The following is a 14,053-nucleotide window of genomic DNA, read 5'->3' on the forward strand; positions in this document are numbered from 1 at the left end:
TCTGGAAGCGAGACCTCACGCGGTGGATCAACATTTGTTGCTGTCCTGCATCACGGCTTTTATTGCGCTTGCTCAGAAGTGGCGGTGTCGTATGGATAGATCCGGCGCCATTCGGCCGCCATGTCCACAACAGTCCAGTCACGAGTTTTTGCGACGTCGAGGGCCTTGTCCAGCCGGCCGATCTCGGAATTGCGATCATAGGCCCATTCGCGTTTGGCGTCGGTATGATGCACCAGCCCCATGAATCGTTTGCCCGGCCCGGCGGCCGTCCATTGCAGCATCTGCAAGTCGCCATCGGAGTTGCCAAAGGCGAGGATCGGCCGCTTGCCGATAACCGCGTCGATGCTTGTCGGTTTGCCCGGGCCGTCATCGTAGTGGGCCAATTTCGGCGTGCGTAGAATCGAGGCTTCGCCGTCCTTGTATTGGAAGGTTGTGACAAACGAAGTACCGATCACTTGTTCAGGTGGAACACCGTAGGCCTTCTCGGCGAAAGCGCGTATGAAGTCGGTATCGCCACCCGAAACGATGTAGGTCTTGAAGTTCTGTTCACGCAGGTAGTCGAGCACTTCCAGCATCGGCTGGAACACCATCTCGGTGAACAGCTTGCCGGTTTTCGGGTGCTTGGCCTGGCTCAACCAGGTCTTGGCGTAGTCATCGAACGCTTCGGTGGTCATCCCGGTATGGGTCGCCACGAAGATCTTCATGAAGCCCTCCATTCCCGACGCTGCCAGCGCTTTGTGATCGTTCTCCAAAACGGCCTGGAATGGCTGGGTGGTTTTCCATTCCGGGTGTTGCGGCGCCGTGCGTTTGACCTCTTCCAGAGCAAACAAAAACTCGAAGTACATCGGCTGCTCGCTCCACAAGGTGCCGTCATTGTCGAACACCGCGATGCGGTCTTCGGGCTTGACGAAGTCCTTGCTGGATTGATCGGTGACGGCCTGGACGAACTCGATGATGTGCTTTTTCGACGGGCCGTCGCTCCATGACGGCAGGGGTTCGGCGGCTTGGGCGAGCAGCGGCAGGGCCAGCGCAAAAAGCAGGCTCAGCCCAAAACGGTGGCGGATCGATATCAGGTTCGTCATTGGAAATCCTTTTTGGTGAACGGGTTTTGACGCTCGTAATGCGCAGGCAGGCGAGGTCCGCCGATGTAGGGCCTGACTGTGCAGCATAGCCAAGGAGTACGTAACTTGCTGCCGTGCCTGAACTTTTGCTCACGCGCGACAGCACGGACACCAAGCGGGTCTTGCAGTCGAGGAGAGGATGCTCAATGTCAGGCCCTGATGGCTGCATCGGCGCCACAGATACAAGCCACTCAGCGGCGTCAACGAGCCATCGACTTCCCCCTCTCAGCTCGCTGGCCTACGAGCAGCCCCGCTTCCACCGAGGGGGCTCAGCGTTTTTTCGCCTCCGCACGAATCCGCTCTTCCTGTTCGCGCAACTCCGGGGTGAACTCGGCACCAAAATCCTCCGCCTCGAAGACCTGACGAATCTCGATCTCGGCGTCGGTGCCCGGCATCGGGTTCGGGCATCGCTTGACCCAGTCGATGGCCTCCTGTTTCGACTTCACCTGCCAGATCCAGTAGCCGGCGATCAGCTCTTTGGTTTCGGCGAACGGGCCGTCGATGACCGTGCGTTTGTCGCCCGAAAAGCGCACGCGTGCGCCTTTGCTGCTGGGCTGCAGGCCTTCGCCTTCGAGCATGATGCCGGCCTTGACCAGCTCTTCGTTGTAGTTGCCCATGGCGGTCAGCAGTTCTTCGGTGGGCATCACGCCGGCTTCCGAATCCTGGCTGGCTTTGATGATGATCATGAATCGCATGGTGTTATCTCCGTTGGAGGTGGGGGATTCACTACATGGTCGAATGGCGGCGGGCGCATTCGACAGGTCATCGAGAATTTTTTGCCGAGCGCATACCACCGGATGACTGTGCTGATGAAAAGTTGGCCACAACACTTCACGATTTGTATCTGACCATAGGTCGTCGAGCCATTTCGTGGTTAACTTTGGCCTTTCCGAGATTCTTTACCACAACGTTCAGAAGGACTCCGTTCATGGCTCAAGTCACTCTTAAAGGCAACCCGGTTCAAGTCAACGGCCAACTGCCACAAGCCGGTTCCAAGGCGCCAGCCTTTTCCCTGGTTGCCGGCAATCTGTCCGACGTGACCCTGGCGAGCTTCGCCGGCAAGCGCAAAGTGCTGAACATCTTCCCAAGCGTTGACACTCCGACCTGCGCGACTTCGGTACGCAAGTTCAACGCCCAGGCCAATGATGTCGCCAACACCGTTGTGCTGTGCATCTCCGCTGACCTGCCGTTCGCGCAGGCACGCTTCTGCGGCGCTGAAGGCCTGGAAAACGTGCAAAACCTGTCGACCCTGCGCGGTGCCGAGTTCATCGAGAACTACGGTGTTGCCATTGCTGACGGCCCGCTCAAAGGCCTGACCGCTCGGGCGGTTGTTGTTCTGGACGAAAACGACAACGTGCTGCATAGCGAACTGGTCAGGGAAATCGCTGAAGAACCGAACTACGAAGCCGCACTCGCCGTTCTGAAATAAGCGTACTTTTACAATGGTTAACGGCCTGGCCCTGTCCAGGCCGTTTTCATTTGTGATTCAGTGTCTTGCCCAAACATCCTGTTACGTAAGCCGAAAGTAAATTGCCGGTAAAGCCGCTTTGCTTAATACCCGCCAGTGCTTATCGTTCAGCCTCATGTAAAACAAGCCCACGCGCCCAATGGTTGATCATTCAATGCAATCCTCCGCTTCCCGTAGTCCTCGTCGCTGGCTGTTCGGCCTGCTAGTTCTCTTGGTCATCGCTGGCGTGTGCTGGAAATTCTGGCCCACCGGCGCTGCTCAAAAGGAGGACGCAGGGCAGAAAGCCGTGGCCGGTCATACCGGCAGGTCCGGGGGGATGCGCCCTGGTTTCGGCGGGGCGACCGGTCCGGTGCCTGTACGCGTGGCGTCTGCGGTCAAGGGGGATTTCCCTCTGTACTACAAGGCACTGGGGACCGTTACCGCACTGAACACCATCAATGTGCGCAGCCGTGTGGGTGGTGAGCTGATCAGGATTTCCTTCGAAGAAGGGCAAATGGTCAAGGCGGGCGATTTGCTGGCTGAAATCGACCCGCGTCCGTACCAGAATGCCTTGCTCCAGGCCGAAGGCACGTTGCTGCAGAACCAGGCGCAACTGAAAAACGCCCAGGTCGATGTCGAGCGTTATCGCGGGCTGTTCAAGGAAGACAGTATCGCCAAGCAAACCCTGGACACTGCCGAAGCCCTGGTCGGTCAGTACTTGGGCACCGTCAAGACCAATCAGGCGGCGGTCAACGACGCCAAGCTCAATCTCGAATTCACCAGGATCCGTGCGCCGATTACCGGGCGCGTCGGTTTGCGTCAGCTCGACGTCGGCAACCTGGTCGCCGCCAATGACACCACGGCGCTGGCGATCATCACTCAGACCCAACCGATCAGCGTCGCCTTCACCTTGCCGGAAAACAACCTTGATGTGGTATTGGCCCGCTATCGCACCGGGGCCAAACTGCTCGCCGAAGCCTGGGACCGCAGCGACACCAAATTGCAGGCCACCGGCGTCTTGCAGAGCCTGGACAACCAGATCGACACCACCACCGGCACCCTGAAATTCAAGGCGCGCTACGAGAACCGCGATCAAACCCTGTTCCCTAATCAATTCGTCAACGTTCACTTGCTCGCCGACACCCTCAAGGGTGTGGTGCTCGCTCCGTCGGCGGCGATTCAGTTCGGCACCAACGGCACCTTCGCCTATGCCCTGGACGGGGACAAGAAGGTCACGATCCGCCAGTTGAAAGTCGGCGCCAGCGATGGCACGAACACGGTGATCACCGAAGGTCTGGCCCCAGGGGATCGAGTGGTACTGGAAGGCACCGACCGCTTGAAGGAGGGCAGCGAAGTCGAGGTGGTCAATAGTCCCGACGACGTGCCGACTACCCCGACCGGGCACCTGCAAGGCAAGTCGGCGGCGGGTGTGTCTGAGCCGGCCGCTGCCGACAAGGCGAAAAAGGGCGGCGCATGAACATCTCGCGGCTGTTCATCCTTCGTCCGGTCGCCACGACCCTGAGCATGCTGGCCATTGTACTGGCCGGTTTGATCGCCTATCGGTTGCTGCCGGTGTCGGCGTTGCCCCAGGTCGATTACCCGACGATTCGCGTGATGACGCTCTATCCCGGCGCCAGCCCGGATGTCATGACCAGCGCGGTCACTGCGCCACTGGAACGTCAGTTCGGGCAAATGCCGGGCCTGACCCAGATGGCGTCGACCAGTTCGGGCGGTGCGTCGGTGCTGACCTTGCGGTTCAGCCTCGACATCAACATGGACGTCGCCGAACAACAGGTACAAGCCGCGATCAACGCCGCGACCAATTTGCTGCCCAAGGACCTGCCGGCACCGCCGGTGTACAACAAGGTCAACCCGGCAGACACCCCGGTGCTGACCCTGGCCATTACCTCTAAAACCATGTTGTTGCCCAAGCTCAATGACCTGGTTGATACGCGGATGGCGCAGAAAATCGCCCAGATCAGCGGTGTCGGCATGGTCAGCATTGCCGGTGGCCAGCGCCAGGCGGTGCGGATCAAGGTCAATCCCGAGGCCCTGGCGGCGAACGGTCTGAACCTGTCGGACGTGCGCACACTGATCGGCGCTTCCAACGTCAACCAGCCCAAGGGCAACTTCGACGGCCCGACCCGGGTGTCGATGCTTGATGCCAACGATCAACTGACGTCGCCCAAGGACTACGCCAATCTGATCCTGGCCTATGCCAACGGCGCGCCATTGCGGCTCAAGGACGTGGCAGAAATCGTCGACGGCGCGGAAAACGAACGGCTGGCGGCGTGGGCCAATGAGAACCAGGCCGTGCTGCTGAACATTCAGCGCCAGCCAGGTGCCAACGTGATCGAAGTGGTCGACCGAATCAAGGCCTTGCTCCCGAGCATCACCGACAACCTGCCGGCCGGCCTCGACGTTACCGTCCTGACTGACCGCACCCAGACCATCCGCGCCTCGGTCAAAGACGTGCAACATGAGTTGCTGATCGCGATTGCCTTGGTGGTGATGGTGACCTTCCTGTTTCTGCGCCGCGCCAGTGCGACGATCATTCCATCGATTGCGGTGCCGTTGTCGTTGATTGGTACCTTCGGCGTGATGTACCTCGCCGGGTTTTCGGTGAATAACCTGACCCTGATGGCCCTGACCATCGCCACCGGTTTTGTGGTGGACGATGCGATCGTGATGCTGGAGAACATCTCCCGGTTTATAGAAGAGGGCGACAGCCCGCTGAATGCGGCGCTCAAGGGGGCCAAGCAGATTGGCTTCACTCTGATTTCCCTGACGTTGTCGCTGATCGCCGTATTGATTCCGCTGCTGTTCATGGCCGACGTGGTAGGGCGCCTGTTCCGCGAGTTTGCGATCACGCTGGCGGTGGCGATCCTGATTTCGCTGGTGGTGTCCCTGACCCTGACGCCGATGATGTGCGCACGATTGCTCAAACGGGAACCCAAGGAAAATGAGCAGGGCCGTTTCTACCGCGCGAGCGGTGCAACAATCGACTGGATGATCGCGGCCTATGGGCGCAAATTGCAGTGGGTGCTCAAGCACCAGCCGCTGACATTATTGGTGGCCATCGGCACGCTGGCGTTGACCGTGTTCCTGTACATGGTGGTGCCCAAAGGCTTCTTCCCGGTGCAGGACACCGGGGTGATCCAGGGTATTTCCGAGGCCCCGCAGTCGATTTCCTTCGCAGCGATGAGCGAGCGTCAGCAGGAGTTGGCCAAGGTGATCCTCGCTGACCCGGCGGTGGAAAGCCTGTCGTCCTACATTGGTGTCGACGGTGACAACTCGACACTCAATAGCGGGCGCCTGCTGATCAACCTCAAGTCCCACAGCAACCGTGACCTCAGCGCGGCCGAGGTCATTGCCCGCCTGCAACCGGAACTGGACAAGCTGGTCGGCATCCGCTTGTTCATGCAGCCAGTGCAGGATCTGACCATCGAAGACCGCGTCAGCCGCACGCAATACCAGTTCAGCATGTCGTCACCGGACTCGGAATTGCTCACCCTGTGGAGCGGCCGTCTGGTCGATGCGTTGTCCCATCGGCCAGAACTGACCGACGTTGCCAGCGATTTGCAGGACAAGGGCTTGCAGGTTTATCTGGTGATCGACCGCGATGCCGCTTCACGCGTCGGGGTCTCGGTGTCGAACATTACCGACGCGCTCTACGATGCTTTCGGTCAGCGGCAGATTTCGACCATCTACACCCAGGCCAGCCAGTACCGCGTGGTTCTGCAATCGCAATCCGGCGAGAAGATCGGCCCGGATGCGCTGAACCAGATTCACGTTAAAACCACGGACGGCGGGCAGGTTCGCCTGTCCAGCCTGGCACATATCGAAGAAAGGCAGGCGCAACTGGCCATTACTCACATCGGCCAGTTCCCGGCGGTGATGATGTCGTTCAACCTCGCGCCGGGTGTGGCGCTGGGACATGCGGTCGAGATCATCGATCAGGTGCAGAAAGACATCGGCATGCCGATTGGCGTGCAGACCCAGTTCCAGGGCGCGGCCGAGGCGTTCCAGGCGTCGCTGTCGAGCACCTTGCTGCTGATTCTGGCCGCGGTGGTGACGATGTACATCGTGCTCGGCGTGCTGTACGAGAGCTATATCCACCCCATTACCATTCTATCGACCTTGCCGTCTGCGGCAGTCGGCGCGTTGTTGGCGTTGATTCTGAGCGGCAATGATCTGGGAATGATCGCGATCATCGGCATCATTCTGCTGATCGGTATCGTGAAAAAGAACGCGATCATGATGATCGACTTCGCCCTTGATGCAGAGCGCAATCAGGGCATGGACCCGGAGACCGCGATCTATCAAGCTGCGTTGCTGCGCTTCCGGCCGATTCTGATGACGACGTTGGCGGCGTTGTTTGGTGCGGTGCCGCTGATGCTGGCCACCGGTTCCGGCGCGGAATTGCGTCAACCGCTGGGCTTGGTGATGGTCGGTGGGTTGCTGGTGAGTCAGGTGCTGACCTTGTTTACCACGCCTGTCATCTATTTGTACTTCGACCGACTCGGCCGACGTTGGGGCCACAAGTCTGACGCCGTGGAAGCGGTAGAGCAGCCATGAACCTCTCCGGACCGTTCATCAAGCGCCCGGTCGCAACGATGTTGCTGAGCCTGGCGATCATGCTGCTGGGCGGCGTGAGTTTTGGCCTGTTGCCGGTATCGCCGTTGCCGCAGATGGATTTCCCGGTGATCGTGGTGCAGGCCAGCCTGCCCGGCGCGAGTCCGGAGGTCATGGCCTCCACCGTGGCCACGCCGCTGGAACGGTCCTTCGGGACCATCGCCGGGGTCAACACCATGAGCAGCCGCTCCAGCCAGGGCTCGACCCGGGTGATCCTGCAATTTGACCTCGACCGCGACATCAACGGCGCTGCCCGGGAAGTGCAAGCGGCGATCAACGCCTCGCGCAACCTGCTGCCGAGCGGGATGCGCAGCATGCCGACCTACAAGAAGGTCAACCCGTCCCAGGCGCCGATCATGGTGCTGTCGCTGACGTCGGATGTGCTGGAAAAGGGCCAGCTCTACGACTTGGCATCGACCATCCTGTCTCAGAGCCTGTCGCAAGTGCAGGGCGTGGGCGAAGTACAGATCGGCGGCAGCTCGTTGCCGGCGGTGCGTATTGAGCTCGAACCGCAAGCGCTCAACCAGTACGGCGTGGCCCTGGACGATGTGCGCAATACCATCGCCAATGCCAACGTGCGCCGGCCCAAGGGCTCGGTCGAAGATAGCGAGCGGTTGTGGCAGGTCCAGGCCAACGATCAGCTGGAAAAAGCCAAGGATTACGAGTCGTTGATCATTCACTACAACGGTGGCGCAGCCCTGCGCCTCAAGGATGTGGCGAAGGTCAGCGACGGCGTCGAGGACCGCTACAACAGCGGCTTCTTCAACGACGACGCGGCGGTACTGCTGGTGATCAACCGTCAGGCTGGCGCCAACATCATCGAGACGGTCAACGAAATCAAGGCGCAGCTACCGGCGTTGCAGGCGGTGTTGCCGGCCAGCGTCAAGCTGAACCTGGCGATGGACCGTTCACCGGTGATCAAGGCAACCCTGCACGAAGCGGAAATGACCCTGCTGATCGCGGTGACGCTGGTGATTCTGGTGGTGTTCCTGTTCCTCGGTAACTTCCGCGCCTCGCTGATCCCGACATTGGCGGTGCCGGTGTCGCTGGTGGGCACCTTTGCCGTGATGTACCTCTACGGGTTCTCGCTGAACAACCTGTCGCTGATGGCACTGATCCTCGCCACCGGACTGGTGGTCGACGATGCCATCGTGGTGCTGGAGAACATCACCCGGCACATCGACGAAGGCGTGCCGCCGATGAAGGCCGCGTACCTCGGTGCTCAGGAAGTCGGCTTTACCTTGCTCTCGATGAACGTCTCGTTGGTGGCGGTGTTTCTGTCGATCCTGTTCATGGGCGGGATCATCGAAAGTCTGTTCCGCGAGTTCTCCATCACCCTGGCTGCGTCCATCGTGGTGTCGCTGGTGGTCTCGCTGACCCTGACGCCGATGCTCTGCGCCCGCTGGCTGAAGCCGCACACGCCGGGTCAGGAAAACCGTTTGCAGCGCTGGAGCCAACGCGCAAACGAATGGATGGTCGGCAAATACGCGACCAGCCTCGACTGGGTATTGCGCCACCGCCGACTGACCCTGCTCAGCCTATTCGTCACTATTGGTGTGAACATCGCGCTGTATGTGGTTGTTCCAAAGACATTTTTGCCACAGCAAGATACCGGCCAACTGATTGGTTTCGTGCGTGGCGACGACGGTCTGTCTTTCAATGTGATGCAGCCGAAAATGGAAACCTTCCGCCGTGCCGTACTCAAGGACGAGGCGGTGGAGAGCGTCGCGGGGTTCATTGGTGGCACCAACGGCACCAACAACGCTTTTATGCTGGTGCGCCTGAAGCCGATCAAGGAACGCAACATTTCCGCGCAGAAAGTCATCGAACGCCTGCGCAAGGAAATGCCCAAGGTTCCGGGCGCGCAGCTGATGCTGATGGCGGATCAGGACCTGCAATTTGGCGGTGGCCGCGAACAGACTTCGTCGCAATATTCCTACATTCTGCAAAGTGGTGACCTGGGGGCGTTGCGTGAGTGGTACCCGAAGGTGGTCACCGCGCTCAAGGCATTGCCGGAGTTGACGGCAGTTGACGCTCGGGAAGGCCGGGGTGCCCAGCAGGTGACGCTGATTGTCGATCGCGATCAGGCCAAGCGCCTGGGGGTCGACATGGATATGGTCACTTCGGTGCTGAACAACGCCTACAGCCAGCGGCAGATTTCGACGATCTACGACAGCCTCAACCAGTATCAGGTGGTAATGGAAGTCGATCCGAAATACGCCCAGGACCCGATTACGCTCAAGCAAGTGCAAGTGATTACCGCCGACGGCGCCCGGATTCCGTTGTCGACCATCGCCCACTACGAAGCCAGCCTGGAGAACGATCGGGTCAGCCATGAGGGTCAATTTGCCTCCGAAAGCCTGTCGTTTGACATGGCCGAAGGGGTGACGGTGGAGCAGGGCTCAGCCGCCATCGAACGGGCGATTGCCAAACTCGGGCTGCCTGAAGATGTGATCGCAAAAATGGCCGGCACCGCCGATGCGTTCGCCGCGACCCAGAAGAGCCAGCCCTGGATGATTCTCGGGGCGCTGTTGGCGGTCTATCTGGTGTTGGGTGTGCTGTATGAAAGCTACATTCATCCGCTGACGATACTCTCGACCTTGCCGTCGGCCGGGGTCGGCGCGTTGCTGTCGATCTATGCACTGGGCGGCGAGTTCAGCCTGATCTCTTTGCTCGGGCTGTTTTTGCTGATCGGGGTGGTGAAGAAAAACGCCATTCTGATGATCGACCTCGCACTGCAACTCGAACGCCATCAAGGCCTGGCACCGTTGGAGTCGATTCGCAGTGCCTGTCTGCAACGTTTGCGCCCGATCCTGATGACCACGCTGGCGGCGATCCTCGGTGCCGTGCCGTTGCTGCTGAGCCGGGCCGAAGGAGCGGAAATGCGCCAGCCTTTGGGCCTGACCATTATTGGCGGGCTGATCTTCAGCCAGGTGCTGACTCTTTACACCACTCCGGTGGTTTACCTCTATCTCGATAAACTGCGCCATCGCTTCAATAAATGGCGTGGGGTACGTACTGATGCTGCTCTGGAAACTCCGCTATGACTGACCGTTCGCTTATAAATCTGGCCTTTCCGCTGGCCGCCGCCCGAGGCTCGCGTCTGTTGAGCCTGGCGCTGTGCGTGGCGATGCTCAGCGCTTGTGCTGTCGGGCCGGACTATCAGCGCCCACAAGCTGCCGCGCCCGTGCAATACAAGGAAGCGGCCGGCTGGCGTCAAGCCAGCCCGAGCGACTCCCTGGCGCGCGGTGCCTGGTGGGAGTTGTACGGCGATCAGCAGCTCAACGGTCTGATCGAGCAACTCAACCGCTCCAACCAGACGGTGGCCCAGTCCGAGGCCCAATACCGTCAGGCCCAGGCCCTGGTGCGCAGTGCGCGCGGGGCGTTTTTTCCGACAGTGGATTTGACCGTCGGCAAAAACCGTTCAAGCCAAGGCACCGGGAGCAGCAATTCGAGCCTGACCAGTTCCTCCAGCGGTATTCGTGACACCTACACCGCCCAGGCCGGGGTCAGCTGGGAGGCGGACGTATGGGGCAAACTGCGTCGAGGCCTTGAAGCCGACACCGCCAATGCCCAGGCAAGCTTTGCTGACCTGGCCGCGATGCGACTGAGCCAGCAGTCCGAGCTGGTGCAGAACTACCTGCAATTGCGGGTGATCGACGAACAAAAACGCTTGCTGGAATCCACGGTCGAGGCCTATCAGCGTTCGCTGACCATGACTGAAAACCAATACCGCGCCGGTGTCTCCGGCCGGGACGCCGTGGCGCAAGCGCAGACACAACTCAAAAGCACCCAAGCGGACATGGTTGACCTGATCTGGCAGCGTGCCCAGTTCGAGAACGCCATTGCCGTGTTGATCGGGCTGCCTCCCGCCGAGTTCAGCCTGGCCGAAACCACCACCCTCCCGACCTTGCCCGAAGTGCCGGTAGGCCTGCCTTCGCAACTGCTGGAACGTCGCCCGGACATTGCCTCCGCCGAACGCTCGGTGATGGCAGCCAACGCCAACATCGGCGTGGCCAAGGCCGCGTATTACCCGGATTTCACCTTGAGCCTGAACGGCGGGTATAGCAGCAGCACCTATTCCAACTGGATCAGCGTGCCCAACCGTTTCTGGTCGGTCGGGCCGCAGATGGCCATGACCTTGTTTGATGGCGGCCAGCTTTCGGCAGAAGTCGATCGCAGCGAAGCGGCGTACGACGAGACCGTGGCCAAGTACCGTCAGACCGTGCTTGATGGCTTCCGCGAAGTGGAAAACTATTTGGTGCAGCTCAAAGTGCTCGAGCAGGAAGCCGGCGTGCGCCAAGAGGCGCTGGAGGCGGCGCGTATGTCGTTGCGTCTGACCCAGAATCAGTACAAGGCCGGTTTGATTGCGTATCTGGATGTGGTGGTGGTTCAAGCTACGGCATTGAGTAACGAGCGTAACGTGTTGGATCTTTTGCAGAGCCGGTTGATTGCCAGTGTGCAGTTGATCGCCGCGCTGGGCGGCGGTTGGGACGGGGCGTTGCAGGTCAGCGAGAACAAATAACCACCACGATCACTGGAATGCAGGCGTTACGGGGCATCAAACAAGCGTTTCATCGGGTTGATGGCCATTTGCTTATTTTGTCAGTGCGTTCTTTTGCGCAATCAGTACAATCGCCCGCATTTGCCCCCCGAGTAAGAATGCTCTACGGCGGGCGCCCGCGAGAAGTCTCATGCTGATCGGTAGCTATTCACCCACCCTGGTTATCATTTCCCTCTGTGTGGCGATTCTCGCCTCCTATACCGCGCTCGACATGACCGGACGCATCGCCACGGCCAAAGGCCGGGCCGTGCATTTCTGGACGGCGGGCGGTGCCTTCGCCATGGGCATTGGCGTGTGGTCGATGCACTTCATCGGCATGCTCGCGTTCAACTTGCCGATTGATCTGGGTTACGACCTCACGATTACCTTCCTGTCGCTGCTGACCGCCATCCTCTCTTGCGGCTTTGCCCTTTGGCTTGTCAGTCAGCCGAAATTGCCGGCGTGGCAGCTGGCATTTGGCGCGCTCGTGATGGGCGCCGGGATCAGTGCGATGCACTACACCGGCATGGCAGCCATGCGCATGCAACCGGGGATTGATTACGACCCGACGCTGTTTGGCACTTCGCTACTGATTGCTGTTGCCGCCTCAGGTGCTGCGCTCTGGATCGCTTTCCGCCTGCGCCGGCACACGCCCTATGTCGGTGTGATCCGCGGCGGTGCAGCAGTGATCATGGGTATCGCCATTGTCGGCATGCACTACACCGGCATGGCGGCAGCGCGCTTCCCGGACGGCAGTTTCTGTGGGGCGGCCGTCAACGGCTTGAACGGCAAGGGGCTGGACAATCTGGTACTGATCACCACGCTGGCCGTGTTGAGCATCGCCTTGCTGACGTCGGTGCTCGATGCGCGGTTGGAAGCGCGCACCGCTGACCTCGCGCGCTCGCTGACTGAGGCCAACCGCGAACTGACCCAACTGGCCTTGCACGATCCCCTGACCGGTTTACCCAATCGCGTCTTGCTGGCCGACCGCATCGAACAGGCGATGTCCAAGGTCAAGGAGCAGGGCGGTTGTTTCGCGTTGATGTTCATCGACCTGGACGGCTTCAAACCGGTCAATGACGCCTATGGACACCACATGGGTGATCAGTTGTTGCGGGAAGTCGGGCTGCGCCTGCGTGAGGATCTGCGCAGCCAGGACACATTGGCCCGTATCGGTGGTGATGAATTCGTGCTGCTGGTGCGGCTTGCCGAGCCGGATGATGCGCTGAGCCTGGCGGCGCGTCAGGTCGGTTTGATTGCTCGTTCGTTCCGGGTGGCTGAACATGACTTGCAAATTTCTGCCAGCGTCGGCATCGCGCTGTATCCGGGTAACGGCCAGACCGCCCAGGACCTGCTGATGAACGCCGACGCCGCGATGTATCACGCCAAGGGTGCCGGGAAAAACGGCTACAGCTTCTTCGACGCCTCGATGAACAGCAACGCGCGCAAGCAACTGCAATTGTTGCAAGACCTGCGCAATGCGCTCGAGCAAAAGCAATTCAGCCTCTTTTACCAGCCCAAGTTCGACGCGATGAATGGCCGTCCGGTGGGCGCCGAAGCGCTGCTGCGTTGGGAGCACCCGACGCGGGGCATCATCCTGCCGGACACGTTTATCGACCTGGCGGAGAAAACCGGACTGATCATCCCGATCGGTGAATGGGTACTCAACGAAGCCTGCCGACAAATGCGTGAATGGTATGTGCTGGGCTACACCGACTGGCGGATCGCGGTAAACCTCTCGGCATTGCAGTTCTGCCACACCGGTCTGGTCCAAAGTGTGGCGAAGGCCCTGAGCACCCATCGGCTACCGGCCAATAGCCTGACCCTGGAAATCACCGAAACCACTGCCATGAGCGACGCCGATGCGAGCATGACGGTGCTGCAGGAACTCTCGGCCATGGGCGTCGACCTGTCCATCGATGACTTCGGAACAGGCTATTCGAGCCTGATGTACCTCAAGCGACTGCCGGCCAACGAGTTGAAGATCGACCGCGGTTTCGTCCGCGACCTGGAACACGACAGCGACGACGCTGCCATTGTCTCGGCGATCGTCGCCCTCGGTCAGGCGCTGGGCTTGCGAATCGTGGCTGAAGGCGTCGAAACCGGCGTACAGCAAGACTTCCTGACCAGACTGGGATGTGATTCGTTGCAGGGATATCTGCTCGGACACCCGCTGCCGGCCGACCGTTTCATGGTCGACATCCTGCGCGCAGAGCAACTGACCACGGCCTGAGATCTTCGCAGGCGTGGAACAGGTGGGTGGGATCTGTTGATGTGAGCCCATGCAAAAGCCGGCAATGGCGGTTA

Annotated in this window: 8 protein-coding genes; 6 read left to right on the top strand and 2 right to left on the bottom strand. The window is 60.1% G+C overall.

Translation table 11 applies throughout. The features are described from left to right. Positions 1-59: 59 nt before the first annotated feature. Positions 60-1,082 carry an HAD family hydrolase gene (locus NL116_RS14010; RefSeq protein WP_494377678.1) on the bottom strand — a complete coding sequence of 341 codons (1,023 nt, stop codon included), beginning with the start codon at positions 1,080-1,082 and terminating at the stop codon, positions 60-62. Positions 1,083-1,390: 308 nt separating this feature from the next. Next, entirely contained in the window at positions 1,391-1,816 is a 426-nt protein-coding gene (locus tag NL116_RS14015) for a YciI family protein (protein ID WP_494377679.1), read from the bottom strand. A 233-nt stretch (positions 1,817-2,049) separates the two neighbouring features. Between NL116_RS14015 and tpx the strand changes: the two genes are divergently transcribed. The 6 genes from tpx (at position 2,050) to NL116_RS14045 (ending at position 13,979) form a co-directional block, all read left to right on the top strand. After that, on the top strand, positions 2,050-2,550 hold the full coding sequence (gene tpx / locus NL116_RS14020; RefSeq protein WP_494377680.1) for a thiol peroxidase: 501 nt from the start codon (positions 2,050-2,052) through the stop codon (positions 2,548-2,550). Between the two features lie 178 nt (positions 2,551-2,728). Further along, positions 2,729-4,045 (top strand): MdtA/MuxA family multidrug efflux RND transporter periplasmic adaptor subunit, encoded by a 1,317-nt coding sequence (locus NL116_RS14025; protein WP_494377681.1) that lies wholly within the window; start codon positions 2,729-2,731, stop codon positions 4,043-4,045. Continuing rightward, a complete protein-coding gene (locus NL116_RS14030) occupies positions 4,042-7,146 on the top strand; it encodes an MdtB/MuxB family multidrug efflux RND transporter permease subunit (protein ID WP_494377682.1) in 3,105 nt (1,034 codons plus the stop codon). Before NL116_RS14025 ends, NL116_RS14030 begins: the two co-directional genes overlap by 4 nt. Further along, positions 7,143-10,250, top strand: a complete 3,108-nt coding sequence (locus NL116_RS14035; protein WP_494377683.1) for an efflux RND transporter permease subunit — start codon at positions 7,143-7,145, stop codon at positions 10,248-10,250. Before NL116_RS14030 ends, NL116_RS14035 begins: the two co-directional genes overlap by 4 nt. Next, positions 10,247-11,728, top strand: a complete 1,482-nt coding sequence (locus NL116_RS14040) for an efflux transporter outer membrane subunit (protein ID WP_494377684.1) — start codon at positions 10,247-10,249, stop codon at positions 11,726-11,728. The genes NL116_RS14035 and NL116_RS14040 overlap by 4 nt, the downstream gene beginning before the upstream one ends. Positions 11,729-11,897: 169 nt before the next feature. After that, a complete protein-coding gene (locus NL116_RS14045) occupies positions 11,898-13,979 on the top strand; it encodes a putative bifunctional diguanylate cyclase/phosphodiesterase (protein ID WP_494377685.1) in 2,082 nt (693 codons plus the stop codon). The last annotated feature ends 74 nt before the right edge of the window (positions 13,980-14,053 follow it).

This window comes from Pseudomonas sp. FBCC-B1667, from assembly GCF_059133255.1.

Excerpts from the sequence above, each read along its gene's own strand:
- NL116_RS14010 (WP_494377678.1), bottom strand. The coding sequence starts at position 1,082 with ATGACGAACCTGATATCGATCCGCCACCGTTTTGGGCTGAGCCTGCTT.
- NL116_RS14015 (WP_494377679.1), bottom strand. The coding sequence starts at position 1,816 with ATGCGATTCATGATCATCATCAAAGCCAGCCAGGATTCGGAAGCCGGC.
- tpx (WP_494377680.1), top strand. The coding sequence starts at position 2,050 with ATGGCTCAAGTCACTCTTAAAGGCAACCCGGTTCAAGTCAACGGCCAA.
- NL116_RS14025 (WP_494377681.1), top strand. The coding sequence starts at position 2,729 with ATGGTTGATCATTCAATGCAATCCTCCGCTTCCCGTAGTCCTCGTCGC.
- NL116_RS14030 (WP_494377682.1), top strand. The coding sequence starts at position 4,042 with ATGAACATCTCGCGGCTGTTCATCCTTCGTCCGGTCGCCACGACCCTG.
- NL116_RS14035 (WP_494377683.1), top strand. The coding sequence starts at position 7,143 with ATGAACCTCTCCGGACCGTTCATCAAGCGCCCGGTCGCAACGATGTTG.
- NL116_RS14040 (WP_494377684.1), top strand. The coding sequence starts at position 10,247 with ATGACTGACCGTTCGCTTATAAATCTGGCCTTTCCGCTGGCCGCCGCC.
- NL116_RS14045 (WP_494377685.1), top strand. The coding sequence starts at position 11,898 with ATGCTGATCGGTAGCTATTCACCCACCCTGGTTATCATTTCCCTCTGT.